Origin of the sequence: Streptomyces sp. NBC_01410 (assembly GCF_045040195.1) — a bacterium.
Taxonomy (GTDB): Bacteria; Actinomycetota; Actinomycetes; order Streptomycetales; family Streptomycetaceae; genus Streptomyces.
The window spans coordinates 8,125,394-8,151,144 of the sequence record NZ_CP109530.1 but is presented as its reverse complement, the minus strand read 5'-3'; the positions used below and the strand labels follow the sequence as shown (position 1 = coordinate 8,151,144).

The 25,751-nt window shown below is 69.3% G+C and carries 24 protein-coding genes and 1 pseudogene; 18 read left to right on the top strand and 7 right to left on the bottom strand.

What is annotated here, in order from left to right; translation table 11 throughout:
• The first annotated feature begins 15 nt into the window (after positions 1-15).
• Together OG741_RS37070 and OG741_RS37065 are read left to right on the top strand one after the other, a co-directional pair.
• The gene (locus OG741_RS37070; RefSeq protein WP_405605132.1) at positions 16-876 is read left to right on the top strand and encodes a 3-hydroxybutyryl-CoA dehydrogenase; all 861 of its coding nucleotides are present in this window, start codon (positions 16-18) and stop codon (positions 874-876) included.
• A 120-nt stretch (positions 877-996) separates the two neighbouring features.
• The gene (locus OG741_RS37065) at positions 997-1,608 is read left to right on the top strand and encodes a TetR/AcrR family transcriptional regulator (protein WP_405605130.1); all 612 of its coding nucleotides are present in this window, start codon (positions 997-999) and stop codon (positions 1,606-1,608) included.
• Between the two features lie 356 nt (positions 1,609-1,964).
• Here OG741_RS37065 and OG741_RS37060 read toward each other — a convergent pair whose 3' ends face one another.
• Entirely contained in the window at positions 1,965-2,402 is a 438-nt protein-coding gene (locus OG741_RS37060) for a winged helix-turn-helix transcriptional regulator (RefSeq protein WP_405605984.1), read from the bottom strand.
• A gap of 141 nt (positions 2,403-2,543) precedes the next feature.
• Between OG741_RS37060 and OG741_RS37055 the strand changes: the two genes are divergently transcribed.
• The 4 genes and pseudogenes from OG741_RS37055 (at position 2,544) to OG741_RS37040 (ending at position 6,872) form a co-directional block, all read left to right on the top strand.
• Positions 2,544-3,416 carry an aldo/keto reductase family oxidoreductase gene (locus tag OG741_RS37055; RefSeq protein ID WP_405605127.1) on the top strand — a complete coding sequence of 291 codons (873 nt, stop codon included), beginning with the start codon at positions 2,544-2,546 and terminating at the stop codon, positions 3,414-3,416.
• A 290-nt stretch (positions 3,417-3,706) separates the two neighbouring features.
• A pseudogene (locus OG741_RS37050) lies at positions 3,707-4,983 on the top strand (ISL3 family transposase).
• 82 nt (positions 4,984-5,065) lie between these two features.
• The gene (locus OG741_RS37045) at positions 5,066-5,494 is read left to right on the top strand and encodes an SH3 domain-containing protein (protein ID WP_405605124.1); all 429 of its coding nucleotides are present in this window, start codon (positions 5,066-5,068) and stop codon (positions 5,492-5,494) included.
• 265 nt (positions 5,495-5,759) lie between these two features.
• Complete coding sequence (locus OG741_RS37040; RefSeq protein WP_405605121.1) at positions 5,760-6,872, top strand: aminotransferase class I/II-fold pyridoxal phosphate-dependent enzyme; 1,113 nt, start codon at positions 5,760-5,762, stop codon at positions 6,870-6,872.
• Between the two features lie 60 nt (positions 6,873-6,932).
• Here OG741_RS37040 and OG741_RS37035 read toward each other — a convergent pair whose 3' ends face one another.
• On the bottom strand, positions 6,933-7,325 hold the full coding sequence (locus OG741_RS37035; RefSeq protein ID WP_405605119.1) for a hypothetical protein: 393 nt from the start codon (positions 7,323-7,325) through the stop codon (positions 6,933-6,935).
• A gap of 72 nt (positions 7,326-7,397) precedes the next feature.
• Between OG741_RS37035 and OG741_RS37030 the strand changes: the two genes are divergently transcribed.
• Positions 7,398-8,099 (top strand): hypothetical protein, encoded by a 702-nt coding sequence (locus OG741_RS37030; protein ID WP_405605117.1) that lies wholly within the window; start codon positions 7,398-7,400, stop codon positions 8,097-8,099.
• A 181-nt stretch (positions 8,100-8,280) separates the two neighbouring features.
• On the opposite strand, the gene OG741_RS37025 is transcribed toward OG741_RS37030, so the two are convergent.
• Positions 8,281-8,865, bottom strand: coding sequence for a hypothetical protein (locus tag OG741_RS37025; protein WP_405605115.1), 585 nt, complete (start codon positions 8,863-8,865; stop codon positions 8,281-8,283).
• Positions 8,866-9,239: 374 nt separating this feature from the next.
• On the opposite strand from OG741_RS37025, the gene OG741_RS37020 reads away from it, so the two are divergent.
• The 5 genes from OG741_RS37020 to OG741_RS37000 all read left to right on the top strand — a co-directional run bounded on the left by OG741_RS37020 (position 9,240) and on the right by OG741_RS37000 (position 16,361).
• A complete protein-coding gene (locus OG741_RS37020) occupies positions 9,240-10,220 on the top strand; it encodes a trypsin-like serine peptidase (RefSeq protein ID WP_405605113.1) in 981 nt (326 codons plus the stop codon).
• Between the two features lie 266 nt (positions 10,221-10,486).
• Positions 10,487-13,186, top strand: a complete 2,700-nt coding sequence (locus tag OG741_RS37015) for an ATP-binding protein (RefSeq protein ID WP_405605111.1) — start codon at positions 10,487-10,489, stop codon at positions 13,184-13,186.
• Positions 13,187-13,422: 236 nt separating this feature from the next.
• A complete protein-coding gene (locus tag OG741_RS37010; RefSeq protein WP_405605109.1) occupies positions 13,423-13,791 on the top strand; it encodes a hypothetical protein in 369 nt (122 codons plus the stop codon).
• Entirely contained in the window at positions 13,788-14,873 is a 1,086-nt protein-coding gene (locus OG741_RS37005; RefSeq protein WP_405605107.1) for a terpene synthase family protein, read from the top strand. Before OG741_RS37010 ends, OG741_RS37005 begins: the two co-directional genes overlap by 4 nt.
• Before the next feature lie 3 nt (positions 14,874-14,876).
• Positions 14,877-16,361 (top strand): cytochrome P450, encoded by a 1,485-nt coding sequence (locus tag OG741_RS37000; protein WP_405605105.1) that lies wholly within the window; start codon positions 14,877-14,879, stop codon positions 16,359-16,361.
• 17 nt (positions 16,362-16,378) lie between these two features.
• On the opposite strand, the gene OG741_RS36995 is transcribed toward OG741_RS37000, so the two are convergent.
• From OG741_RS36995 to OG741_RS36985, 3 genes are all read right to left on the bottom strand, one after another.
• Positions 16,379-16,963, bottom strand: coding sequence for a YceI family protein (locus OG741_RS36995; protein WP_405605103.1), 585 nt, complete (start codon positions 16,961-16,963; stop codon positions 16,379-16,381).
• A gap of 102 nt (positions 16,964-17,065) precedes the next feature.
• Positions 17,066-18,067: a DUF6745 domain-containing protein gene (locus OG741_RS36990; RefSeq protein WP_405605101.1), complete on the bottom strand. Its 1,002-nt coding sequence runs from the start codon at positions 18,065-18,067 to the stop codon at positions 17,066-17,068.
• Positions 18,068-18,160: 93 nt separating this feature from the next.
• Entirely contained in the window at positions 18,161-18,487 is a 327-nt protein-coding gene (locus OG741_RS36985) for a hypothetical protein (RefSeq protein ID WP_324972966.1), read from the bottom strand.
• A gap of 174 nt (positions 18,488-18,661) precedes the next feature.
• Between OG741_RS36985 and OG741_RS36980 the strand changes: the two genes are divergently transcribed.
• The 6 genes from OG741_RS36980 to OG741_RS36955 all read left to right on the top strand — a co-directional run bounded on the left by OG741_RS36980 (position 18,662) and on the right by OG741_RS36955 (position 24,828).
• A complete protein-coding gene (locus OG741_RS36980; protein WP_405605099.1) occupies positions 18,662-19,606 on the top strand; it encodes an STM4015 family protein in 945 nt (314 codons plus the stop codon).
• 7 nt (positions 19,607-19,613) lie between these two features.
• A complete protein-coding gene (locus tag OG741_RS36975; protein ID WP_405605097.1) occupies positions 19,614-20,585 on the top strand; it encodes an STM4015 family protein in 972 nt (323 codons plus the stop codon).
• Positions 20,566-21,702 carry an STM4014 family protein gene (locus OG741_RS36970; protein WP_405605095.1) on the top strand — a complete coding sequence of 379 codons (1,137 nt, stop codon included), beginning with the start codon at positions 20,566-20,568 and terminating at the stop codon, positions 21,700-21,702. The genes OG741_RS36975 and OG741_RS36970 overlap by 20 nt, the downstream gene beginning before the upstream one ends.
• 91 nt (positions 21,703-21,793) lie before the next feature.
• The gene (locus OG741_RS36965; protein ID WP_405605982.1) at positions 21,794-22,606 is read left to right on the top strand and encodes an STM4013/SEN3800 family hydrolase; all 813 of its coding nucleotides are present in this window, start codon (positions 21,794-21,796) and stop codon (positions 22,604-22,606) included.
• On the top strand, positions 22,603-23,940 hold the full coding sequence (locus OG741_RS36960; RefSeq protein ID WP_405605094.1) for an STM4012 family radical SAM protein: 1,338 nt from the start codon (positions 22,603-22,605) through the stop codon (positions 23,938-23,940). The genes OG741_RS36965 and OG741_RS36960 overlap by 4 nt, the downstream gene beginning before the upstream one ends.
• A gap of 6 nt (positions 23,941-23,946) precedes the next feature.
• The gene (locus tag OG741_RS36955; RefSeq protein ID WP_405605092.1) at positions 23,947-24,828 is read left to right on the top strand and encodes an STM4011 family radical SAM protein; all 882 of its coding nucleotides are present in this window, start codon (positions 23,947-23,949) and stop codon (positions 24,826-24,828) included.
• On the opposite strand, the gene OG741_RS36950 is transcribed toward OG741_RS36955, so the two are convergent.
• Positions 24,817-25,716 carry a GNAT family N-acetyltransferase gene (locus tag OG741_RS36950; RefSeq protein WP_405605090.1) on the bottom strand — a complete coding sequence of 300 codons (900 nt, stop codon included), beginning with the start codon at positions 25,714-25,716 and terminating at the stop codon, positions 24,817-24,819. The genes OG741_RS36955 and OG741_RS36950 overlap by 12 nt on opposite strands.
• Positions 25,717-25,751 lie beyond the last annotated feature (35 nt).

Genomic DNA, 25,751 nt, shown 5'->3' with positions numbered 1-25,751 from the left:
GTCACAGGAGGATCAATGGACGACATCGAGCGAATCGGGGTCGTGGGCTGCGGCCTGATGGGATCGGGCATCGCCGAAGTGTGCGCGCGGGCGGGACGACACGTCGTGGTGCTCGAGTCGAGCCAGGCCGCGGCGGAAGCCGGGCTCCGGCGCATCAGCCGATCCCTCGCCCGCGCGACCGCCGCCGGGAAGCTGTCCCCCAAGGACCGGGACGCCGCGCTGGCCCGCATCGAGACAACCACGGACATGAACCGGATGGCGGACCGGGACCTGGTCGTGGAGGCCGTCGCCGAGAACGAAGCCGCCAAGGTGGACGTCTTCGCACGCCTTGACGCGACGGTGAAGCGGCGGGACGCGATCCTGGCGACCAACACGTCCTCGATCCCCGTCATCCGCCTCGCCGCGGCCACCGGCCGACCCGAGCAGGTGATCGGTCTGCACTTCTTCAACCCCGTCCCGGTACTGCCCCTGGTCGAACTGGTGCCGTCGCTGCTGACCGGCGAGAACACGGCACGGCGGGCAGAAGACTTCGCCTCCGGAGTTCTGGGCAAGCAGGTCGTGCGCGCCCGCGACCGGGCCGGCTTCATCGTGAACGCCCTGCTCGTCCCCTACCTGCTGGCCGCCGTCCGGATGGTCGAATCGGGCACGGCCTCCGTGGAGGACATCGACCGCGGCATGATCCTCGGCTGCGCCCACCCGCTCGGTCCGCTCGCACTCATCGACCTGATCGGGCTGGACACCACCCAAGCGATCGCGGAGTCGATGTACGAGGAGTTTCGCGAGCCGCTGTACGCGCCTCCGCCGCTGCTGGCCCGCATGGTCGACGCGGGCATGCTCGGGCGTAAGTCGGACCGCGGCTTTCATACCTACCGATGAGCGCCGCACCGTCGCCCGGAGCTGCCGGAGAGGCAGGAAGGAGATACGGGAAGATGGAAGACGGGAGACCCGGCATCCCACCGACCACGCCGACGCCGATCCGACCCAGGGAGCACCAACGTGACGAAGGCCGAACGCACGCGTGAGACTCGTGAGCGGATTCTCGCCGCTGCGTGCGAGGTGATCGCCGAGGTCGGCTTCGAGAAGATCCGGATGTGGATGGTGGCGAAGCGCGCGGGGGTGTCAACGGCTCTGCTGCACTACCACTTCGAGACTCGCGAGAAACTGTTCACCGAGGCGATGACGTACTCATTCGCACAGACCGGGACCGAGCTCGAAAGAGACGCGGGCTCGGTGCCCGCCTCGGTCATTCTGGCGCGGATCCTCAACAGCCTGCTCCCCACCGACCCGGAACTCAGGCAGGACTGGCGGCTCTGGCAGGAGCTGTGGGTTCGGGCCCTGCGCGACGAGGCCGCACAGCATCTGGCCATCGACCTGTACGGACAGCTCCACACCTGGGTCGGCGAGGCAATTCAGCGGGGCATCGACTCGGGAGAGTTCGCCCCCTGCGACATCGACGCGACGACCACGCTCCTGCTCGCCCTGTGCGACGGATTCGGCATCCGCCTGATGCTGGCCGACTCCCGGGTCAGCGTGCGGACGGCTCAGACTGCCATCTGGGGTGCGGTGGCCGGCACCTTGCGGGTACCGGCGGAGTTCCCGGCTCTGTAGCGCCCGAGACCGGGGACTGGAGTCGACGTGCATGTCTCCCTTTTGCAGGATCCATTCGGGTGTCTCCTCGTAGGCGAGGCGGATGCGCGGCCGCGGCCACGAAACCGCAGCCGGGATCGTCAACGCTGAACAGGCGCAGCCATGCATCCCGGGGCCAAGTCCCGTTGGAACACAACTCAACTCGGGTTGCACGCGGGCTGTCGCGGTGCGAGTCGGCGTTCCCGCAGCTGAGGGGGCAATTATTGAACGCTGAACAACAGCGGGCCCCCAGGAATCTTCTGACCCAAAACCGGCTCTTCGCAGTTGAGGGTGTAGCGCCGAGAATGTAGAGCTGTTGGACGGTTGGATGTGAGTCGTCAGGAGGTGCGAGAGTCGTAGTTCTCGCGGTTTGCGAGGACCTCGGCCATGTGCGTCTGCGCCCAGTTTCTGAGCCCGCGCGTCATGTGGTGGAGCGAGAGGCCGAGGTCGGTCAGCTCGTAGGCGACGGTGACAGGGACGGTTGGCGTCGCGGTACGGGTGAGCAGACCATCGTGCTCCAGCGACCGTAGCGTCTGGGTCAGCATCTTCTGGCTGACCCCGGCCAGAAGACGAGAGATCTCGGAGTACCGCATCGCCTTCGGAGCGTCTGCGTGTGCTGCACCTGGCTGGCCAGCGCTGTTGTCGCCGCCCAGCGCACACAGGATCAGGACGACCCACTTGTCCGAGATTCGGTCGAGCAACTGCCGGCTGGGGCACCCTGCCAGGAACGCGTTGTACTCCACCTTGGCCTGAGCCCTCTTCTGGGCCGCCTTCATCGTCGTCACTGATCGCACCTCTCACCAATGGGTGGGTTACGCACTCCAAAGTGCCTACTTCCCGACAGGAAGTTTCTCTCCAATGCTGATGCAGGGAGGCAGCAGGCGCCACCCCCCAAGTGCACGACGAAAGGCAACAAAATGAGCACACCCTCCCTCTCCCTTCCCGGCGGCACCTGGACTCTGGGCGACCTGACCGTCACCCGGTTCGGCTACGGCGCCATGCAACTGGCCGGCCCATGGGTCATGGGGCCGCCCGCCGATCGCGAGGGTGCCCTGGCCGTTCTGCGTGAAGCGGTCGACCTCGGTATCACCCACATCGACACCAGCGACGCCTACGGGCCGCGCGTCACCAACGAGTTGATCCGCGAGGCACTGCACCCCTATCCCGAGTCGCTGCACATCGTGACCAAGGTGGGCGCGACCCGCGACGAACAGGGTGGCTGGCCTACGGCCCGGCGACCCGAAGATCTGCGACGCCAGGTCCACGACAACCTCAAGTCCCTCCAGCTCGACGTACTCGACCTGGTCAACCTCCGACTCGGCAACGCCGAAGGTCCCCAGCCCGGCTCGCTCGCCGAGGCGTTCGAGACGCTCGTCGAACTCCAGCAGCAGGGCCTGATCCGCCACCTCGGGGTCAGCAACGCCACCGAGGAGCAGGTCACCGAGGCACAGAGCATCGCGCCGATCGTGTGCGTGCAGAACATGTACAACCTCGCCCACCGCCACGACGACAAGCTCATCGACCGGCTCGCCACCGACGGCGTCGCGTACGTGCCCTTCTTCCCCCTCGGGGGCTTTACCCCGCTTCAGTCCTCGGCGCTCTCGGCGGTCGCCGCTCGATTGGAGGCGACACCGATGTCCGTCGCACTGGCCTGGCTGCTGCAGCGATCACCGAACATCCTGCTCATCCCCGGCACGTCATCGACGGCACACCTGCGCGAGAACATCGCCGGCGCGGGACTCTCCCTCTCTCATGAGGACTTGACCGAGCTGGACGACATCGGCCGCTGAATGCCCCAGAGCTGAACGGCTCACAAGCCACGGCCGAAGCCACCGTTCAGTTCCGGCCCCGGTCACCCTCGCGCGATCGGGGCCAAAGGGGAACGATTCGCCCTCACCTGGATGACTTCAGATCATAAACCGTCAGGAACCTGTGTCACACCGGCGGTGGAGCTCACCCCGCGTCGGTGGCCGGGTAGGCGTCGAGGTCTCCCGAGGAAGGGGATTCCTGCACCAAGCCCATCCGGAAGACCTCGACGTTGCACGACGCTACCCCTGAGGCGGGCTTCGCCCGCGCTGACATGACTACGTTCTGCCGCCTTGACGAGCTCGGGCTCGAAGTCACCGGTCAGCGACTCGCCCCGGATCGTGCGGTTCTCGCGTGCCGGGTCGTCGAGTCCGATCAGTGGTGCCGCCGCTGCGGTTGCGAAGGCACACCGCGTGACACCGTGCCCCGGCGGCTGGCGCACGAGCCACTCGGCTGGCGGCCCACGATCCTTCACGTCACGATCCGCCGCTACCGCTGCATCGGCTGTGGGCACGTGTGGCGGCAAGACACCACCAAGGCGGCTGAGCCGCGGGCGAAGCTCTCGCGCCGCGGGCGGCGGTGGGCGCTTGAAGCCATCGTCTGCCAGCACCTCACCGTCGCCCGTGTCGCCGAAGGGCTCGGGGTCGCCTGGAACACCGCCAACGACGCCGTCCTGGCCGAGGGGAAGCGCGTCCTCATCGACGACACCGTCCGGTTCGACGACGTCACCGCGATCGGCGTCGACGAGCATGTGTGGCGCCACACCAGCCGTGGCGACAAGTACGTCACCGTGATCATTGACCTGACCGGCAACCGCGACGGCACCGGCCCTGCCCGGCTGCTCGGCATGGTCGAAGGCCGCTCCAAGCAGGCTTTCAGGGCCTGGCTCGCCGAACGCGAAGAGTCCTGGCGCAACCGCGTCGAGGTCGTCGCGATGGACGGTTTCACCGGGTTCAAGACCGCCGCCGGCGAGGAACTGCCCGACGCGGTCGCGGTCATGGACCCATTCCACGTCGTGCGTCTGGCCGGCGACGCACTCGACCGATGCCGCCGACGTGTCCAACTGGCCATCCACGGGCACCGCGGACGCAGGAGCGACCCGCTCTATACCGCACGGCGAACCCTCCACACCGGCGCTGACCTGCTCACCGACAGGCAGAAGGACCGACTGGCCGCGCTGTTTGCGAGCGACGCTCACATTGAGGTCGAAGCCACTTGGGGGGTCTACCAGCGGATGATCGCCGCCTACCGCGAACCCGATCGGAGGAAGGGCCGAGAGCTGATGGTGAAGTTGATCGAGTCGGTCAGCCAGGGCGTCCCGAGCGCGTTGAGCGAGATCATCACACTCGGCCGGACACTGAAGAAGCGAGCCACCGACGTGCTGGCTTACTTTGAACGCCCGGCACGTCCAACGGACCGACCGAGGCCATCAACGGACGGCTCGAACACCTCCGCGGCTCCGCCCTCGGATTCCGCAACCTCACCAACTACATCGCCAGATCCCTGCTGGAAACCGGCGGCTTCAGGCCACGACTACACCCTGGATTGTGAAGAGCCCCAAAACCCCCAAATCCGAACGCGAGCGAAGCAGGAGGGGAAGGATCGTTTCCCCTTTTCCCCACGCCGCTGGGAAATGGTGATGATGGTTCTGCACGAGAAAACGGTGTCATCGCCGTCGCCTCATGCTGCTGCCTGGGCGGTTCGGGATCTGCGGGCCGGTATGCCCCGACCGCCTCCCCCTACTACACACCTGATCTGGAGTCGTCATGTCACAGTGGGAGCCGTGGTGAGCATGCTCGTCGGGGCAGTTGGCACGGCCAGCGCGCTGGGCTGCACCGGCCAGACACACGACTGGGCCTACAAGACCAAGCAGGACCTGGTGGACCTGCGCAGCGGTCCACGCACCTCGTGCGACGCGACGGGGCTCCTCCGCCGGGGCACCACCGTCAACCTCGAATACGGCGTCCTGAAGAGTGACGGCGTTTGGTACTACGTCACCCCCAAGACGGGCGTCCACAAGGGCACCAAGGGCTGGATTCGTACCGACGCAATCGCCTGGTGAGAGACCGCGCCGAGCGCGGTGAACGCGGAGTCAGTATCCGGCCGATCGGACAACTTCCCCTGCTGGTCGGCTCGGCCGGAAGCCCGGCCGAGACCCCGGGCACCGTCCTCCCCCTTTGGGCGCATGCGGCTGAGCCCGTCGTCCTCCACTGGTAATCCTCGGCCTCCTGCGGGGCGCCGCCCTCCACCAACGGCGCCCGTCCCCGAGGCCCCCACACACGCACAGCCCCGGCGCCAGGGCTCATCGAGGAAGGGAATCACCGACCATGCTGCTCAGCCCGTCGCAGGCGCTGCACCGCGATCCAGCCCACGTTCAGGGAGGCGACCTGAGTGCCTTCCTGCCTGGACAGATCGCCCTCGACCTGAGCGTCTGCTCCAACCGGATGGGTCCTCCACCCCGGGCTGTAGAGGCATTGAGGACGTTCCTCGCCGACCACCCGTCGGAACTCGTCCCCCCGCCCTACCGAGCGGAGGAAGGCTACCTCGCTGCTTATGCGGACCATCTCGGTGTGGACAGACGTGAGTTGCTCCCGTTGCGCGGCGTCACGGAAGGCATCGCTGTTCTCTCCCGCCTTCTGCGCGACCAGAGCGTTGCGCTGGTCACCCCGGACTGCAACGACACCATGCAGCAGTTTCACTACGCGACCTTCCTCAGACCGGAACGCGGCTCCCTCGACACCGCCGAGCTACGTCTGGAACGCGTCCGGCAGGCAATGGAGCACCACCGGCACGTCGTGATCAGCAACCCGAACAATCCGTATGGGCACTTCATCCCCGGCGAACTGTTACTGGGGGCCTGCCGGCAGAATCCCCATTGCACGCTGATCGTCGACATGGACTATGTCGAGTTTCAGGGCAAGGGAATGAGCCTCGCGGGGGCGGCCCTCGACGCCGACAATCTCGTGGTCCTGCAGTCGCCCGGCAAGACGTACGGACTGACGGCGGCTCGCACCGGAATGATGTGGACCCGCAATCGCGAACTGCGCAAGGCCGTGGCCTCCCAGCTCCTGAACTGGCCCCTGTCCCTGCTCGACATCGTCCTGCACACCGCGGCACTCAGGGACCCTGCGTGGCTCGACGGCGCGAGGCCGGCCATCAAGAGCGATGCCCGCGCGCTGACCCGGATTCTCACCGCCCGCTTTGGCGCGGCAGCGGTCGCAGGCGCGCACATCCATTTCCGGTTCGTTCGTCTCGATACCCCGCACCTGGTCCACGAGCACCTGAAGGCGCACGGAATCGCGGTGCGACTGTTCGATGGCGCAAGCCTCGGGACAGTCTCCGGTATTCGCGTGACGGCACCTCACGGCGCGGCCGAGTTCGCCCGACTCGGCACCGCCCTGAGCACCCTGCCGCGCGAGGTGGCCCAGCCCCGGCGGTGACGCCGGGGCGGACCTGGTGGGCCAGCTTGCCTGCCGAGCGATGGGGCGTGCTGCCGGTGTTCACTCGCGGGTGCCGGGTGCGGTGCGGTGGAGGACGGCCGAGTCCCAGGAGTCGAATTCCCCGTCGTCGAGAGGAGATTGGCACTCGCCTGAGTGCTCGGCAGCCGGCGCCGTCTCGGCGTGCATGTTGCGGTGGACGGAGACATAGAGGCTGCACAGGCTGAGCAACAAGGCGCAAGAGAGAACGACGATGACGGCGTTGTTGCCGTGTCGGTCGGCACGATCGGGCACCGCGTGCGGCCAAAGTGCCTGCGGTGGCGCCGAACCGGTCGTGGTGGCCGGCGCCTCGGCGGGCACCGACGAGGCCCTGTGCGTCACCGGCGGGTTCTCGTCGGTTGCGGGTTGTGGGTTGTGCGGCATGGTGCTCTTCTCGTCGTGCGGGGCGGCGGGCATGTAGGGCTGCCCGTCGCCGCAGGCTCTGCCCGTGCGTTGGGGCGCCTGCCTGGCTCGATCCCAGTCGCTCAGGTGTTCTCCGGGCTGACACTGAGCGAGCTCAAGAAGCACGTCGACGACCTCTATGCCTACGACAAGCCGATCCCGGTGCGCTACTACGATGGCGACAAGGTCGTCGACGGCACCGTCAATCCACCTCGCATCTACCCCGCCCAGCGAGAGCTGATCAACGAGCTCACGAAGCGGAACATCACCGTCTACGTCATGACGGCCGCGCACGAGGAGCTCGTCCGCATGGTGGTCTCGGATCCACAGTACGGCCTGGGTATCGACCCCAAGAACGTCATTGGTGTCACCACCCTGCTCAAGGATCCGAAGACCGGCCAACTGACCACCGCCCGCAAGCAGATCGAGCAGGGGCACTTCCTCGACGGCGAGTACACCAAGGGCAAGCACATGAGTATGGAGGTCACGCCCTACCTGTGGACTCCGGGTACCTGGTACGTCGGCAAGTTGGCAGGCATCAAGGAGTACATCGACCACTATGAGCGCCCGGTGCTCGTAGCGGGAGACGCGCCCAGCGACTGGTTCATGCTCTTCGATACCGACATCCGTGCCGGTGGCGCGCGTGTATGGGTCAACCGCAAGCAGAAGTACACCGACGCGCTGGAGGCGGAGAAGGCCAAGCGCGCGACCGAGCAGAAAGAAGCCAGCGTACCAGTCGACGCCGAGCGCGAGTGGGTCGTGGTGAAGCCCGGGGAAATCGGCGGATGACCACAGGATGGTTTCCTCGGCGGCGCTGCCGCCCTGGTGCCCCAGTCGGCGAAGATCGCCCGGGGTACCGCCGCCGCCCCCTTCGGGCTCTCCCTGAGATAGGTCGCCAAGGGCCGGCGGGTCGGCACCCCGCGGGCGCCGACCCGCCGGCTCCAGCCACTCGTGGCGGTTACGTCGCGCCTTACCCGGCGTAGCTCCTTGCGCTTTCCAGGACACCTGGCTCCAGCAACTGCCCGAGGCTCAGGGCCTGCTGGGCGCAGGCCACGAGGGTCGTCTCTACGGTCATCACACCTTCGGGGTGATTGACAATGACGGTGTCGGGGTCGAGCCGGGGCAATATCTCGAGCGCCAACGAGTAGATGTCCGCGAGTACCTCTGAGGACGGGTCGTCCATCTTCATGTCCATGTGGTCCGCAAACCCCGCCTTGGGCTGGATGTTCATGACCCACAGGAAAGTGAACAGCGCGACCTGCGCGACCAGTTCACCGTTGCCCTGACGGTGCGCTTCGCGTCCGACCGCCGTCAGCCACTTCCAGGGCCGGTCGACGCCGCTGTCGCCCGTCCGCATCTGCGCCAGAGTTGCTTCCTGCAGGCTCAGGGCCCCGGCGGCCTCGGCGATGGCGAGCGCCCCCATCCGCACACCCCGGTCGTCCATGGCCACGAGGAAACGCGGCAGCAGATGTGCCGCGTTGGCAAGATCCTCGTCGTCGACCGTCAGCGGCCTCGGAACGGCCTGCGGTGGTGTCTTTTTCCTGAACAGTCCCATGCTGGCTCCCCCATCCGGGAACGAGCCAGGCGCACTTCAGCACCGGCGCGTGCCCCTGTTTGCCCGGCTCCGGAGTGCACGCGAAAGCTGCGAGATCCGGCCAGGGGCAAACAATGTCCCGTGGCCCCGAAGGGGCGTCAAGGGAAGTAACGAATGATTGCGAACCATTACGCTCTTGCTCGAATCTGACCGAAGCGCAGATATCGCATGATCACTGCACATTCACTCCGGCGCGGGCATGGCTCGTCTCCCGGGCCGTCGGACTGCGTAGGGTCGAGTCGCAGCGCTGTACCCTCGCCGCCCGGGCACACTTCTGCTCGTAGCCCACCACTCATATGGTGAGCCGTCACTTGTGTCCGGCCAGAGGGGAACTGATGGTGCGTAGGACCAGGATCGTCCAACACGCGGCAGCATTCGCGGCAGCCCTGCTGCTCTCCGCCGGGCTCGCCCCGGTAGCCTCCGCCGACGAGCCCCCGGCTGGACCGAACCCGGCCGCCGTCCAGCTCAACGCCTACTGGACACAGGCCCGGATGACGGCCGCGCTGCCCGGCGACACCGGCAAGGGCGCCGAGACGGGGCTGACGCCCCGAGCCGTCTCACCCACGGCGGACGGGCCTCGGCCGGGCGAGTACATCCCGCCCAGCCGGAGCTTCGACGGCATGCCTCAGGCCGGCACCTTCTTCTGGACCGACGCCACGGGCACCGGGCGCACCTGCAGCGGCTCCGTGGTGCGCAGCCCCGGCCACGACCTGGTGCTCGGCGCCGGGCACTGCCTGAAGGGCTACTCCGGCACCTCTCCCAAGCGCAACCTCGGCTTCGTGCCGCAGTACCACGACGGCCTCAAGCCCTTCGGCATCTTCCCGATCAAGACCAACGGCGTCTACGTCCCACAGCAGTACTACGACCTCGGCGTGCACGCGGGGGCCGCGTACGACTTCGGCTTCGCGGTCACCGAGCCCAATCAGGACGGGACACGACTCCAGGACGCGGTCGGCGGAGTGCACCTGCTCACCGGCACGGGGTACTACCACGCCCCGGTGCGGATGATCGGCTACCCGGCGAGGGCGGAGAAGCCGCTGGAGTGCTGGAGTTGGACCACCAGGTGGGCCAGCGACGACCCGGCCGACCCCGGCACCTTCGCCCGCATCGCCTGCGACGCCTTCACGGGCGGGACCAGCGGCGGGCCGATGCTGGTGCCGTGGCCGGGCGGCTGGGCCGTGATCGGGGTTATCGGCGGCTACCACACCGGCGGCAACACCCCCCAGGTCTCCTACAGCGCCTACTTCGGCGCCGCCACCCGTGCCCTCTACCGCGCCGCGATCACCGGTGCGCCGCCCGCAGGCCCGGCTTCCTGAACCCCGGCAGCAAAGCCCCGTGCCCGCAGCACAGAAGGCGGCGAGAGCGTAGCGCGCGAATGCCCATGAAAATACGAAATACGCCGCTGTTCTGTTGCTGACGGTTGCGCGGGAGATACGGTGAGTCAACGATCAATGACGTGATCGCCGACATGCTTGGCTGCACCGTGCCGGGAGGGAAACGGGTGGTCACCCATCAGACCGACACTCAGCGGGTGGTGACCCGGCCGGCAGCCGGGGCGCAGCACAGGCAGGGTGTGCGGCCCGTGCCGAAAACGCTGGAGCGAGAGGCTGAACTGTGCGTCGCTCAGCTCGCGTTGGATGCCGTGATCGGGCGTTCGGCGGCGGACCCGACGAGTCCCGCCGAGCACCGCGGCGGACTGCTCGCCTTCACGGGACCGGCAGGAGGGGGCAAGACGACCCTTCTCAACGAGGTGCGCCGCCGCGCGGCCGAGCGGGAGTGCACGGGGCTCTTCGCGAAGGGTGTCGAGCAGGAACAGAGCCTTGCCTTCCATGTGGTGCGCCAGTTGTTCCAGCCGCTGCTGGCCTCGTACTCCGAGAGCGAGCGCCGGGATGTGCTGGGCGACTGGTACGGCATCGTCGGTCCGTGTGTCGGGCTGTGCCCTCCCGCGACGGAGGGCGCGCCGCCGGATCCGCAGGGTGTGCGCGACGGCCTGGACTGGGTGGTCACCCATGTCGCCGTCCAGCGCGGCCCGTTGATCCTAGTCGTTGACGACCTCCACTGGGCGGACGCGGAGTCGGTGGCGTGGCTCGCGTCCTTCGCGAGGCGGGTGGAGGAGCTGCCGGTGCTGATGGTCGTCGCCTACCGCCCGGACGAACTCGGCGAAGTGGCGGGTGTGTTCACCGACATGGTCGAGCGGATCCGGGTACGTCCACTGGACTTGGCGCCGCTCAGCCCGAGCGCCGTCGGGGATCTGCTGCGCGAGGGGCTGGCTGCCGAGGCCGACGACGGCTTCTGCCAGGAGGCCTGGCTGGTGACCGGCGGCAACCCGTTCGAGACGGTCGAGCTGGTGGCGAAGGTGCGCGACCGCCGTCTGGATCCCGTCCGGGAGAACGCCGGCGCCTTGCGGAACATTGCCGCCGAGACCTGGCGCGGCGGTCTGGTGGACCGGTTGAAGGAGCTGGGCACGGTCGCCATGCGGCTGTCCTGGGCGGTGGCAGTCCTCGGTTCCGAGACGACCCCTTGCTTGGCCGCGTCCCTGGCGGCGCTCGGCCAGGCCGAGTTCACCGACGCGGCGGACGTGCTGCGGGCCGAGCGGATTCTGACGTACGGGCCGACGCTGGAATTCGTGCATCCGCTCATCGCGACGGCGATCTACCGTGCCATTCCGCCCGCGACCCGCGTGGCCTTGCACGGCAAGGCCGCCTGGGAGCTTGTCGAGCAGGGTCACGGCCCGGCCGTGGCGGCGCGGCATCTGCTGGAGACGCAGCCTGAGGGTGACACCTGGGCGGCGGAGCAACTGCGCGACGCCGCGCAGGAGTACGTGCGCCGGGGCGCTCCGGAGGCGGCCCGGCGCTGCCTGAGCCGCGCTCTGTGCGAGCCTCCACCCGCCCCGCTGCGGGCCACGGTCCTGTACGAACTCGGTTCTCCCGCACTGATGCAGGACCCGGCGGCGACGGTGAACCATCTGCAGGCCGCGCTCGATGAGCCGGATCTGCCGCCGGCGCTGCGGCAGAGCATCGTTATCCGTCTCATGCGAGCGCTCGCGTACTGCGACCGGCTGTCCGAGGCCTCGCACGTGGCGATCGGGGAGGGCGCCACGGCCACGGACTCACGCGTGCGCCTGCGCATGTTCATGGAACACTTCATGGTGGCGGGGGTCACCTCCACCAGCCAGGATGCCCCGGTCCTGTCGCGTCGGCTCACCCAGCTCACCGGGCGGCTGACCGGCCGGAGCCAGACCGAGCGCTACCTGTTCGGACTGCGCGCGTGGAATGCGATGGTCCGCGGCGAACCGGTGGCCACCGCCTTGTCGTACGCGGAGCGGGCGCTGGGGCCTGAGGGCATGAACTGGACGGACGACGAGTGGGGGTTCGAGGTCCCGTCGCTGGTGGCCCTCACCTTCCTGTACTGCGACCGGCCGGACCGGGCCGAAGAGCTGTATGCGGCCGCCATCGCGGAGTACGAGTGCCAGGGCTGGCGCGGAGTACACCTCGCGCTCGGCTACAGCCTGCTGGGCTACATCCGCTTCTGGAAGGGTCAACTCACCGACGCCGAGGACTTCGTGCGAGCGGGACTGCGGCTGGCCGACCGACTGGGACCGGGGGGCACCCATGCGCAGTGGTACGCGCTCGGCGGCCTCATCGAAATCCTGATGGCGCGTGGGGAGACGGCCGCCGCCCAGGAACTGGCCGCAAGCCGCCGGTTCGGCAAGCCGTTCCCGTCGGTCGTGACGCTTCCCGACGCCCAGACCGTCCACGGCGAACTGCTGCTGGCGCGTGGCATGGAAAAGGAAGCCGCCGAGGAGCTGACCGAGGTGGGGCACCGCCTCGACCTGCGTGGTATGCGCAATCCCGCCTGGTGTCCGTGGCTGCCCCACCTGGCGCTCGCCTCCCGGACGATGGACGCCGCCCGGGCGCTGGAGCTCGCCCAGGATGCGCTGCTGCGAGCCCAGCGGTTCGGTACGGCAACTGCGGTGGGGCGAGCCCTGCGTATGCTCGCCCGGGTGACCGAGGGACCGGAAGGCATCGCCCTGCTGCGGCGGGCCGTCCCCGTGCTGGAAACAGCGCCCTCGTCGTACGAACTCGCGAGTGCCCTGGTCGAGCTCGGAACGGCGCTGCGCCGTGCCGGACGCCTCGCGGAGGCCGCAGGGCCCCTGCACCGGGGAGTGGACCTGGCCGGCCGGTGCGGGGCCGGGGGCGTGGCGGCGCAGGCTCGCGACGAACTGGTCGCCGCAGGTCTGAGGCCGCGCCGCTTGGACGTGGCGCCTCCCGAGTCGCCTTAGGGGAGAGCCGTACGGGGAGTGAACGGCGCACGTGAGGTCGCGTACGCGGTGCGTGCGCCACCTCGAAGGGCGTGAGTGCGCCATGGAGCCGCATCTTCGGTTTCCTCCGGCGGCGAGCAGCGCAGGATCCATCACGGCGCGACAGCACGGGAGCGCACGCTCCCCACCCTGTTCCTCGTCTCGCTCCCCTGGAGGGGGAAATGCTCACTGCTGCGACGGGTGCCGAGGACCATTCCTTGACCCTCCCCACCCATGCCGTGCCGGACCTGATGGACGTCCGGCAGGCGGTTGATACCGCACTGGCCGAGTTTCTCGCGGCCAAGCGCCGCTCCGCGAGGCCGGCCACGCGAGAGCTCATCGACACCTCGCGCGACTTCCTCTTCGCAGGCGGCAAACGGATCCGGCCAATGATGTGCATATGCGGTTGGTACGCCGCGGATGGCCGGGGAGACCCGGAGCCGGTGGTGCGGGCCGCGGCGTCGCTCGAGCTGTGCACCGCCCTGATGGCCATCGCCCCCGCACGGGCCACTTCCGCCCAACTCCGCGTCTCAGCCACCGCGGCCTTGGGCCAACTCGCTTACGCCACATCGGCGAGGAGGTCATGACGGAGTTCTTTCTGCCCGAGCTTCCCCGGCTGCTTCCGGTGGCCTACCACCCCAAGGCCGCACAGATCGAGTTCCGGTCCAACGGCTGGGTGCGCCGCCAACTCGGCGGCTGCTTCGCACGCGAGGAGGACCTGCTGTTCTTCCTTCGCCAGCGGAACGGGCTGTACGGGCCGCTCACCGTTCCGGAAGCCGACGAGCAGCGGGCGCTCGACGTCACTGACTGGTACCAGTACGTCACCCTCATCGACAGCTCCGCTTCGGACCGCTCGGCGCTGGGCGCCGACGAGGCGGACGCCCGCGCGATGTTCGCCGGCATCATGGCCGACTTCCACGGAGGCCAGGGCGGGAGCGAGGCCTTCCCGTACGCCCGTGCCGGCAAGGACCTGTGGCGACGTATCAGCCCCGGGCTCTCCCCCGCGCAGATCCGGCGGTTCACCGACTCGCTCGAGGCCTTTCTGCGCGGGTGCGCAACCGAGATCGGTTTCAAGCTGAAAGCCCGCGTGCCGGACTACGAGACCTGTATGGCCGTGCGCATGGACAGTTTCGGCTGCGACTTCATACGGCTGATGACCGAGTACGCGGTTGAGGTCGACATGACCGCGGACGAGTCGCTGCTCAGGGACGTGCACACGTACGGAATGCAACAGATGATCATCGTCAACGATCTCCTGTCATGGCGCAAGGAGCATGCCCAGGAGGACAAGATGACGCTGGTCCGTGTGCTCGTCGAGCGCGAGGGCCTCGGTCTGCAGCAGTCGGTCGACCGGCTCTGCCGGCTGGTCGAGTACCAAGAGAGGGCCTATCTCGCGGCACGGGACCGGCTGCGGCACGGGCCTCACGGCTCGCGCGCGGACATCCGCGCCTACCTGCGCGGGCTGGACCACGTCATCGGTGGCAGCCAGGAATTCGAATACCTCACGCCTCGCTACTTCGGCGACGGCTATGTCTGGGACGGCTCCACGTCGGGATGGATCAGCCTCACCGCTCCCGTCACCCGACTCCGGCCACGGCCCGGCAATGATCCCGACGCCTCACCCGCAGGCAGCCCAGACCAGCCCGAGCCTTGCATGACAAGGAACTGAACCTTGATACCCATCCGACCCACATGGCTGAGGCCTCGTCTGCCCGTACCTGTCACTGACCCGCCGAGTGCGACAGGCACCGCCCCCGGCCGGCTCCCCGTCCTCGGCCACGCGATCCCCCTGTTACGCCAACCTCTGGAATTCCTCACCTCCCTGCCCGCCCACGGCGACCTGGTCGAGGTGCGCCTCGGCCCCCGCCGGGCCTTCATGGTGTGTCGGCCCGAGCTCGTACAGCAGGTCCTGCTGGACCCCCGTACCTTCGACAAGGGCGGCCCGTTGTTCGAGGCGGCCCGGCTGCTCGTGGGCAACGGCCTGGTCACTTCCGGCTGGGCGGAGCACCGGATCCAGCGCCGACTCGTACAGCCCGCCTTCCATCCCAGCCGGATGGCCTCGTACGTCGGCGTGATGCGCGAAGAGATCGACGCCGCGCTCGGTGCCTGGGAGGCGGACCGGGCCTTCGACCTCAACGCCGCGCTGCACGCACTCACGATCCGGGTCACCATGCGCACCCTCTTCTCCACCACGATCGGCAGCCGAGCCGTTGCCGAGGTGCAGCACTGGCTGCCTGTCATCCTCAGCGGCATCTACAAGCGCATGATCGCGCCGATCGGTCTGCTGCATTCACTCCCCACCCCGGGGAACAGGCAGTTCGACCAGGCGCGCGCGAGGCTGCGCACCGTCATCGACGAGACCGTCCAGGCCCGCCGTAGTGCCGGGGCGGACACCGAGGACCTGTTGTCGATCCTGATGGGTGCCCAGGACGAGGAGAGCGGCAGGCGCTTCACGGACGACGAGATCCGCGACCAGGTCATGACGCTGCTGATCGGCGGAACCGAGACGACGGCGAGCACCCTGGCATGGGCCTGCCACCTCCTGGGCCGGCACCCGGAGGCCGAGGAGGAGGTGCAGGCGGAAGTCGACCACATCCTCGGCGGACGGCTGCTGCCTGCCTTCCACGACCTGCCTGCACTCGGCCTCACCCGGCGAGTCGTCACCGAAGCACTGCGCCTGTACCCGCCCGCCTGGATCCTCACCCGGACGGTCACCGTCGAGACCGAACTGGCGGGCAGGCCGCTGGCTCCCGGCACGATCGTGCTGTTCAGCCCGTACGTCCTGGGCCGCGATCCCCGTGTCTTTCCCGACCCCGAGCGCTTCGACCCCGACCGCTGGCTTCCTGGGCGCGTGTCGTCGGCGCAGCGCGGCGCGATGGTGCCGTTCAGCGCAGGCAGCCGCAAATGCATAGGTGACAGCTTCGGGATGGCCGAAGCGACGCTTGCGCTGGCCGCCGTCAGCGCGCGCTGGCAGCTCCGTGCCGTGCCCGGCACGGCGATCCGGCCGAAGCCGAAAGCGGCCCTGAACACCGGGCCCCTCCTCATGGTCCCCCAGCAGCGGACCCGGCCGGCGCACCCTGCCGCATGTGCTGGCCGACGTGACCGTCACGATGACCCGCGCGTGGGCCCGGCCAGTTTGCGGGGCCCGTGCGTCTGACGGGCAGAAGGACTCGCCTACGCCGGCGCTTGCCCGGGTCCGGGTACCGGTTTCAGTTCGGTCACTGCGAACTCGATCCGGACCTCGTCGGCCAGCCGCAACGCACCCAAGAACGCGCTGTAGGGCTTGATTCCCCAAGCGGATTGCGTGACGGTCGCCCAGCCGTTCAGCAGCGCACCACCGTCCGTCACCCCGTGAACCGTCACCGGGTGCGTCCGGCCCTTGATGGTGAGGTCCCCGGTGATCTCGAACGACTGAGGCGTTCCCGCGATGCTGGTGGAACGGAAGGTGATCACGGGATGCTGGGCGGTGTGCAGCAGCGCCTCGCCCCCCAGCGTCCGTTTGATCTCGGCCCGGTCGGCATCGGTGAGTGGCTTCAGCCCGCCCGTCCCCTCCCGGACGTCCAACGAGCCCGTCTCGACCGACACGGTCACCGACGACTTCTCTGGATCGCCGAGGACAACCATCGCGTCCCCGGACCATCGGGTGGCCTCGATAGTGAGGTCGTGTCCCGCCTTGCGGCCGAGCCCGGTCCTGCTGGTCTTGATCAGCAGTCGGCCGGTCGACGGTCCGAGACGGTAGTTTCCGTCCGTCAGTTTCACAGCGCTCACTGTACGTGGGGGGTGCGGCCGGGCTTTCGAGGCAGCCGTTCCGGCGCGTCCCGGGTTGCGCGCCATCGCCGTCCGGGCCCTCTCCGCTGCCGCTCAGGTCTGGCGTATCGGTTCGTACGCCTCCTGGCCGAGCCCGAACGTCCAGGCCACGCCTTCCCTCGCGGTCCTTGTCGTGGGCGGCACGCGCAGCCAGTACGTGCGGTGTGTGCCGTCCGGCTCGGGCGTGGAGTTGACCACCTCGACCATCACCACGTCCTCGTCGCCCTGAAGCGCGATCCGCCAGAGGATGCCGGTCTCGTCGCGGTGCACCGGCTGGGCGTCAGACTCGCTGAGATAACGGTCGTAGCCGTAGAACTCCAGCATCACGCGGCGCAGCTCCGCGTTCTCCTCGGCCCGTATGCGCGCGGGGGTCAGTGATGCCAGCTCGTCCAGGAATGCCGCGGGTACCGGCATGCCCCGCCAGGCGTACAGCGCGAAGCCGTCCGGGAAGGCCAGGGCCGGGCCGTCGCCACGGTCGAGGCGTCCGGCCTCGTCGCGGTGCAACTCCACCGGCCGCTCGCTGATGACCACCGCGTTCTTGTACGGCCACCACCATCCGGCGTTCCTGGCCACCTGTGCCAGACCCGCGAGCCGCTCGCCCCGGCCGTCGAACGCCGCGAGCCAGGCCGCGTCGTGCTGGCCGAGCACCGCGTCGAGGAGGAGCAACCGCACGTCGGACTCGTCTTCCGGTTGCTCCATGAGCTCCGCGACGACTCCGGTACGTATCCGCTCGGCCAGTTCCCTGGTGGTGTCCCACAGTTGCGCGCCGGTCGCGGACCACAGCGCGGACCAGCCCTGGGGACCCAACTCGTCGTGCAGACGGCGTCGTTCATCGGCCCACGGCCGGGTGCGGACCTCGTCGCGCACCGAGGGTCCCGCACCGGTGAGCTTTTCGACGGCTGCGACCGCCGCCTTGGGCGACGCGGCCCACACGATCGTCTCCGGCTCTTCGAGACCGGCGGTGCGGTAGGCGAGCCGCACTCCTTCTTCCGCGGCCGCCCGGTCCGCCGCTCCCGTCGCCGCCGCGACGGCCCGCCATGTCATTACGTTCTGCATCAGAAGTCCTGTCCCCTGTTCCCTGTCCCGCCCTGCACTTCCCCGTACTGCCTTGTCCGGACGTGCTCTGCCACGCCCCGCCCCGAGCGACCCTCAATCGGCGACGATGCGGACCGAGCCCGGCACGTACTCCCGCTGGCGCACCACTCGGTACCAGCCCTTCGGCAGCGGTATCGCCGCGTGCTCCTCGTGCACCACCCGCCCGCCGTCCGGCAGATGAAGCAGCATCGGATCGAGAGGGCCCGCCTCACGCACCAGCCTGCCGGGCCCCTGCACCGCGTGCGCATGCCCGGTGACTTCGCCGAGTGCGAGGACCAACCGTCCCCGCCCGTCGCGCAGTTCACCGGGTGCGTCCACCAGGTGCGCGGGCACCGCCGACTCCCCCAACGGCATGATCAGGACGTCCCCTTGCCGGTACATGGCTGTCTCCCCTCGTTGGCGCACACGCTGTGCCGACCACGTGGAAAACGCTACGGCCCGGGTCTGACAATCGGCCCCGGCCCGGGTCGGCGGGGCCCGCTCGCATCATTGTCAGTGCGGCTTGGTAAACCTTTCGCACGTCAGTCGACCGCTCAGCGTCAGGAGATCAGGGCCATGTCCCATGTGGACCATCTGCAGGAATTGCTCGGCCTCCCGGCCGTCGATTTCCACCCCGCCCCCTCGCCATTGCCCGCCGCTGACGCCGCCGCGTGGCGCATCGCCGTGAACCCCTACGACGACGACCCGCCCTGGGACGAGGTGTTCGACGAGTTCCTGAAGACCGTCGACCCCGGGAAGGTGCGCGCGCTGATCATCGGCCAGTGGGGCGAGGCGTACGACGACGATTCGAGCTTCCCCATCAACCTGGTCATCGCCGCCGCCAGCCGGCTGACCTCCCTGGAGGCCGTCTTCGTCGGCGACATGACCTCCGAAGAGAACGAGATCTCCTGGATCGAGCAGTCCAACGTCACGGGCCTGCTCAGCGCGTTCCCCCACCTGCTGGCGCTCGGCGTGCGCGGCGGCAGCAAGCTCCGCTTCCCGCCGGTGCACCGCACGAGCCTGCGCTCGCTCGTCTTCGAGTCCGGCGGCCTCCCGGCGGAGGTGGTGCGCGGCGTCATCGAGAGCGAACTCCCGGCCCTGGACCACCTCGACCTGTGGCTCGGCGTCTCGGAGTACGGCGGCGACACCGAGATCACCGACCTCGCACCGCTGCTGTCCGGTTCCCGCTTCCCCGCGCTGCGCCATCTCGGCCTGCGCAACAGCGAGATACAGAACGAGATCGCGGCCGCGGTCGCCTCGGCCCCCGTCGTCGCCCGGCTGCACACCCTCGACCTGTCGAACGGAACCCTCGGCGACGAGGGTGCGGCCGCGCTGCTCGAAGGGCAGCCGCTCACCCATCTCGAATGTCTCGACCTGCACCACCACTTCCTCTCCGAGGAGATGGAACGCCGGGTCGCCGACGCGCTGGAGCCGCACGGGGTGCGTGTTGACGTGTCGGAGCGCGAGGAGCCGTGGGACGGCCAGGGCGCCGAGGGCCGTTACACGGCAGTGGCGGAGTGAGGTTTCCATGACCGGGATCGACCACCCCGAGACGTTCCACGGACTTCCCGTCCACACGCTCCCCGATCCCGACGACGAGCACGCTGCTCCGCTCCCGTGGGCGGACTCCGTGGCCTGGCGCCTGGACTGTCTGTGGAACGAGAGCAATCCGTTCCCGGAACTGTGGGGCCGTTTCCTCACCTCCGTCGACTCCAAGCAGGTCCGCGCGCTGGTGCTCGGCCCGTGGTGGCACGACGAATACTCGCCCCTGCGTCCCGTTCTCGACCTGATCCTCGCGGACGCGGACCGCTTCCCCGCGCTGCGTGCGCTGTTCCTCGCCGACGTCACGGGCGAGGAGTGCGAGGTGTCCTGGCTGGAGATGACCGACGTCACCCCCTGCCTCGAAGCCTTCCCCCGGCTCGAAGAGCTGACGGTGCGCGGCTGCGGCGACGCCGTCTCGGAACAGGACACCCTGTCCCTGCGACCGGTCCGCCACGATGCGCTGAAAGTGCTCCGCTTCGAATCCGGCGGCCTGCCGGGTTCCGTCGTCAGGGCTGTCGGCGCCTCCACGCTGCCCGCCCTGGAGCGCCTCGAACTCTGGCTCGGCGTCACGCACTACGGAGGCGACGCGACGGTCGCCGACCTGGCACCACTGCTGTCCGGCGGCACCTTCCCGCGCCTGACCCACCTGGGGGTGCAGAACAGCGAGATCCAGGACGAGATCGCGGCCGCGGTCGCCTCGGCTCCCGTCGTCGCCCGGCTGGACTCGCTCGCGCTGTCGATGGGCACCCTCAGCGACACCGGCGCCGAAGCCCTGCTCGGCGGCCAGCCGCTGACCCACCTGCGGGACCTGGATCTCCACCACCACTACCTGCAGGAGGCGATGCAACAGCGCCTGCGCGACGAGCTCGAACCGCAGGGCGTACGGCTGAACCTGGACCAGGCCGACTACTGGGACCCCGAGGACGACGAGCCCCGATATGTCGCCGTCGACGAGTAGCGCGGCGGGTCCGCGCTTCGCGGTCGTCGGCAATCCCGCCAACCGCCGCGTCGCGCTCTTCCAGCAGGCCGTGGCTGCCGCCGGCCTGCCCGCCGCGCGCGTCGTGCCTTGGCTGGAGGTGCTCCGCCAGGGGGTCTCCTTCCGGCCGGGCGAGACCGTACGGATCGACTCGCCCGGGGAAGACGCCGAGGTCGAGAGGCTGTTGCGCGGTGTCGGTGACGCCACCCGGGTGGAGGGCTCGGCACGCTGGTACGGGCGGTTCACCGCGGCCGTTCGGGAGGTGGGGCAGGCGGCCGAGGGCTGCACACTGCTCGACGACCCCGACGAGCTGGCGGTGCTGTTCGACAAGCGGCTGTGCCATGCCGTATTGCACCGCGCAGGTGTTCCCGTGCCGGCTTCGCCAACCTCGGGGGCCCCGGTGGTGCCCGTGCGAGGCTGGTCGGACGTACGCGAACTGCTGCACGCGCACCGGATGCCGCGCGCATTCGTCAAGCTCGCGCACGGCTCCTCCGCCTCGGGGGTGCTGGCCGTCGAGATGGCGGGATCCGGGCGGGTACGGGCCACCACGTCGGTGGAGCGCGACAGCGAGGGACGAGTCTTCAACTCCCTTCGGGTACGCCGCTGTAGGACCGAAGGCGAGGTCGCCGCGATCGTCGACGCACTGGCGCCCGACGGCCTGCATGTCGAGCGCTGGCTCCCCAAGGCCTCCCAGCGGGGCCGGGCCGCCGACCTGCGGGTGGTGGTTGTCGCCGGCCGGGCGACGCATGCCGTCGTACGGACCAGCCGCTCCCCCATGACCAACCTCCACCTCGGCGGCGCCCGTGGGGACCTCGACGAGGTACGGGCTGCCGTCGAGGCGGCGGGCGGCAGCTGGGCCGGCGCCCTTGACGTGTGCGAGCGGGCCGCGGCCTGTTTCCCGCGCACGCTCTGCGTGGGCGTCGATCTGCTGCCGGCGATCGGCTGGCGCCGCTTCGCGGTCGGCGAGGTCAACGCCTTCGGCGATCTGCTGCCGAACCTCACCGGCCTGCCCGGTAGCGGCGCCGAGGGCCTGGACACCTACGCGGCGCAGGTCGCCGCTGTACAGCGCACGACAAGGAACCACGATGCAATCGCCTGACATCAACGAGCCAGACATCAACGAGCCAGACATCAACGAGCCGGACGCGAACGAACTGGACGCGAACGAGCGGGACTCCGGCGAGCCGGACATGAACCAGATCGTGGGCAGCCACGATCTGCTGCTCGTCACCCTCGACACCCTGCGCCACGACGTCGCCGCAGAGCTGGCCGCCGCCGGACGCATCCCGAACCTGGTCCGCCATCTTCCGGGCGGTGTCTGGGAGAAGCGGCACGCGCCCGGCAGCTTCACCTACGCCTCGCACCAGGCGATCTTCGCGGGCTTCCTGCCCACACCCGCCGCGCCCGGCCCCCACCCCCGCCTCTTCGCCGCACGCTTCGCGGGCAGCGAGACCACCGCGGAGCGCACCTTCGTCTTCGATACCCCTGACCTCGTCTCCGGCCTCGCGGACGCCGGCTACCACACCGTGTGCATCGGCGGCGTCGGCTTCTTCAACAACCAGGGCCCTCTCGGCTCGGTGCTGCCAGGGATGTTCCAGGAGAGCCACTGGGAGCCGGAGTTCGGTGTGGCTTCCCCCGTCTCCTTCGAGAAGCAGGTGGCCCGGGCCGAGAAAGTCGTCGCCGAACTCCCCGCCGAGCAGCGGCTGTTCCTGTTCGTCAATGTCTCGGCGCTGCACCAGCCCAACTGGTTCCATCTGCCCGGCGCCACCCGCGAGGCCGGCGACTCCCGCGCGACCCATGCCGCCGCCCTGGAGTACGTCGACCGGCACATCGGCCGCCTCTTCGCCGCCGCGAGCAGCCGCCGCCCCTGCCTCGCGATCATCTGCTCCGACCACGGAACGGCGTACGGCGACGACGGGTACACCGGTCACCGTCTCGGCCACGAGGCCGTCTGGACCGTGCCGTACGCCCAGTTCACCCTCGACCAAGGGGCTGTCCGATGAACACCGCGCCCCGCCCCTACCAGAGTTACGTGTACGCCTACCCGCACAAAACGGCGTACCGCGAGCTCAAAGACCGGCCCGCGCTGTGCGATCTCTGGGCGGGTGAGCCCAAGAACGCCCTCTCCCTCTACGTCCACATACCGTTCTGCGAAGTCCGATGCGGCTTCTGCAACCTGTTCACCCGGATCGGCGCCCCCGACGAGCTGACCGGCCGGTATCTCGACGCGCTCGACCGCCAGGCCACCGCCGTACGCGATGCCCTCGGCCAGGCCGCGGACGGAGACGGGACCCGCTTCGCCGCCGCGGCTTTCGGCGGCGGCACCCCCACCTTTCTCACGGCCAACGAGCTGGAGCGGCTCTGCGACATCGCCGAGAAGCGGATGGGAGCCGAGCTGCACGCCGTACCGCTGTCCGTCGAGGCATCGCCCGCGACCGCGACGGCCGACCGGCTCGCCGTGCTCGCCGACCGCGGTACGACCCGCCTCAGCCTCGGAATCCAGAGCTTCGTCGACGCCGAGGCCCGCGCGGCCGTGCGCCCGCAGCGCCGTGCCGACGTCGAGGCGGCACTCGCCCGCATCCGCGACGCCCGCATCCCTGTCCTCAACATCGACCTGATCTACGGCATAGAGGGCCAGACCGCGGACACCTGGCGCGCATCCCTCGACGCCGCGCTCGCCTGGCGGCCCGAGGAGCTCTACCTCTACCCCTTGTACGTACGCCCGCTGACCGGCCTCGGCAGGATCGGTGCCGAAGCCGACGCCGCCTGGGACAGCCGGCGACTGCGGCTGTACCGCCAGGGCCGGGACCACCTCGTCGGGCACGGCTACGAGCAGATATCGATGCGGATGTTCCGCCGCAAGGACGCGCCGAAGCAGCCGGCCGACGACTACGCCTGTCAAACCGACGGCATGATCGGCCTCGGCTGCGGAGCCCGCTCGTACACCTCCGCGCTCCACTACTCCTTCGACTACGCCGTCGACATGCGCGAAATCCGCTCGATCATCGACAACTACACCGCCACCGACGACTTCTCCCGTGCCGAGGTCGGCCGGTACATCGACGCCGGCGAGGCACGCCGCCGACATCTGCTCCAGTCGCTCCTCCAGGCAGAAGGCATGCAACTGGCCGACTACGCCGACCGGTTCGGCGCCGCGCCGGCCGACGACTTCCCGGCGGAGCTCGACCGTTTCGCAGCCCGCGGCTGGCTCGACGACACCGCAGGCCCCGGTCTGCTGCGCCTGTCCCCCGAAGGCCTCGCGCACTCCGACGCAGTCGGCCCCGAGCTCTTCTCCGACTCCGTACGGGCCGCCATGGCCGCGTACGAACTGAAATGAGCCGCCGTGGACCTGACGATTCTCTACCGCGGGCCGCTCGCCTCCTGCGACTACGACTGTCCCTACTGTCCCTTCGCCAAGCGCCGCGACAGCCCTGACCAGTTGCGCACCGACCGCGAGGCGCTCGAGCGCTTCGCCGCATGGGCGGCCGCACAGAGCGGCGACCGTCTTTCGGTGCTCTTCACCCCCTGGGGCGAGGGCCTGGTCCGCTCCTGGTACCGCCGGGCCCTCGCCGAGCTCTCCCACCTGCCGCACATCAGTCGCGTCGCCATCCAGACGAACCTCAGCTGCCGCACCGACTGGCTGACGGAATCCGACCTCGGCACGCTCGCGCTGTGGTGCACCTACCATCCGGGCCAGACGCCATACGACCGCTTCCTCGGCAAGTGCCGCGAGCTGACCGCGATGGGGGCGCGCTTCAGCGTCGGCGTGGTCGGCTTCCCCGAGCACCTCGACGAGGCGCGACGGCTGCGCGCCGACCTGCCCGACGAGGTGTATCTCTGGGTCAACGCGGCCGAGGGCCGCACCTATACGGACGAGGAGGCCGGCCGCTGGACGGCTCTGGACCCCCTCTTCCCGTACAGCCGTCACCGGCACCGCTCGGCCGGACTGCCCTGCCGTACGGGCGAGTCGGTGATCTCGGTGGACGGCGAGGGCACGGTACGCCGCTGCCATTTCGTGCCCGCCGAACTCGGCAACCTTTACGACGGCTCCTACCGGCGGGCTCTGGGCCCGCGCGCCTGCCCCCTCGCCGTCTGCGACTGCCACATCGGCTATGTCCATCTGGAGACGCTGCCGTTGTACGACGTCTTCGCGGGCGGCGTCCTCGAACGCATACCCGCCGCCCTCTCGGACCGTGCGCCGTCAGCCGGACCCTCACCCCGGTGACGATGTGGTGATCCGCTTCTCGAACCAGTGGTGGGCGTAGGGCTCGTCGTTGAAGGCGGGGACCTCCTGGAAGCCACAGGAGCGGTACAGGCTGATCGCGGCGCTGAGCGCCTTGTTCGTGTCCAGGCGCAGGACGGCGCAGCCGTGCTGCGCGGCGCGCGCCTCCAGCTCGGCCAGGAATCGGCGGCCGAGGCCGAGCCCCCGGGCGTGGGGCGCGACCCACATCCGTTTGATCTCGGCCGGGGCGCCGGGCGGCAGCTTCAGACCGGCGCAGCCGACAGGCTCGCCGTGGAGCCGGGCGATCAGGAACAGGCCGTGCGGCGGCCGCAGTTCGCCCGGGTCGGGCAGGAGGCTCCGCGCGGGGTCGAAGCCGGTCTCGAAGCGCTCCTGCAGCTCGGAGAAGTAGGCCCGCAAGCAGTGCTGTGCGTCGGGGTGTTCCGGGTCGACGACGTCCAGCGTGACCGTCCCGGCGGTCAGCAGCCGCTCGACGTCGGCCATGGCGGCGACCAGCCGGGCGCGCTGGGCGGTGTTGAGCGGCTCCAGCAGAGAGCCGGCCAACTCGTCGCTGTGGTCATCGAGGATGGCGCGCTCGGCGCGGCCCGCCTCGGTGAGCCGGACGGTGCGCACGCGTCTGTCCCGGGGCTGGGGCTCCACCGTCACCAGGCCGTCGGTCTCCAGGGAGCGCAGCAGCCGGCTGACGTACCCGGAGTCGAGCCCGAGGCGCTCGCGCAGCCGCCGTACGTCCTGGCCCTCCCCGCCGATCTCCCACAGCAGCCGGGCCGCGCCGATGGGCCGGTCGCGGCCCATGTAGTGGTCGTACAGCACGCCCACGCGTTCGGTCACGGTGCGGTTGAACCGCCGCACCTGGTCGATGTGCACCCTGTCCATTCTCTGACTCTAGTCAGAGAATCGGGTCAGGGCCA

What these genes read in the sequence shown, in the direction of transcription:
- OG741_RS36970 (WP_405605095.1), top strand. Translation starts at nt 20,566, where the DNA reads ATGTCGCCGTCGACGAGTAGCGCGGCGGGTCCGCGCTTCGCGGTCGTC.
- OG741_RS37025 (WP_405605115.1), bottom strand. Translation starts at nt 8,865, where the DNA reads ATGGGACTGTTCAGGAAAAAGACACCACCGCAGGCCGTTCCGAGGCCG.
- OG741_RS36950 (WP_405605090.1), bottom strand. Translation starts at nt 25,716, where the DNA reads ATGGACAGGGTGCACATCGACCAGGTGCGGCGGTTCAACCGCACCGTG.
- OG741_RS36965 (WP_405605982.1), top strand. Translation starts at nt 21,794, where the DNA reads ATGAACCAGATCGTGGGCAGCCACGATCTGCTGCTCGTCACCCTCGAC.
- OG741_RS37070 (WP_405605132.1), top strand. Translation starts at nt 16, where the DNA reads ATGGACGACATCGAGCGAATCGGGGTCGTGGGCTGCGGCCTGATGGGA.
- OG741_RS36960 (WP_405605094.1), top strand. Translation starts at nt 22,603, where the DNA reads ATGAACACCGCGCCCCGCCCCTACCAGAGTTACGTGTACGCCTACCCG.
- OG741_RS37035 (WP_405605119.1), bottom strand. Translation starts at nt 7,325, where the DNA reads ATGCCCGCCGCCCCGCACGACGAGAAGAGCACCATGCCGCACAACCCA.
- OG741_RS37005 (WP_405605107.1), top strand. Translation starts at nt 13,788, where the DNA reads ATGACGGAGTTCTTTCTGCCCGAGCTTCCCCGGCTGCTTCCGGTGGCC.
- OG741_RS37055 (WP_405605127.1), top strand. Translation starts at nt 2,544, where the DNA reads ATGAGCACACCCTCCCTCTCCCTTCCCGGCGGCACCTGGACTCTGGGC.
- OG741_RS37040 (WP_405605121.1), top strand. Translation starts at nt 5,760, where the DNA reads ATGCTGCTCAGCCCGTCGCAGGCGCTGCACCGCGATCCAGCCCACGTT.
- OG741_RS37060 (WP_405605984.1), bottom strand. Translation starts at nt 2,402, where the DNA reads ATGAAGGCGGCCCAGAAGAGGGCTCAGGCCAAGGTGGAGTACAACGCG.
- OG741_RS36975 (WP_405605097.1), top strand. Translation starts at nt 19,614, where the DNA reads ATGACCGGGATCGACCACCCCGAGACGTTCCACGGACTTCCCGTCCAC.
- OG741_RS37045 (WP_405605124.1), top strand. Translation starts at nt 5,066, where the DNA reads ATGGTGATGATGGTTCTGCACGAGAAAACGGTGTCATCGCCGTCGCCT.
- OG741_RS36985 (WP_324972966.1), bottom strand. Translation starts at nt 18,487, where the DNA reads ATGTACCGGCAAGGGGACGTCCTGATCATGCCGTTGGGGGAGTCGGCG.
- OG741_RS36980 (WP_405605099.1), top strand. Translation starts at nt 18,662, where the DNA reads ATGTCCCATGTGGACCATCTGCAGGAATTGCTCGGCCTCCCGGCCGTC.
- OG741_RS36990 (WP_405605101.1), bottom strand. Translation starts at nt 18,067, where the DNA reads ATGCAGAACGTAATGACATGGCGGGCCGTCGCGGCGGCGACGGGAGCG.
- OG741_RS37020 (WP_405605113.1), top strand. Translation starts at nt 9,240, where the DNA reads ATGGTGCGTAGGACCAGGATCGTCCAACACGCGGCAGCATTCGCGGCA.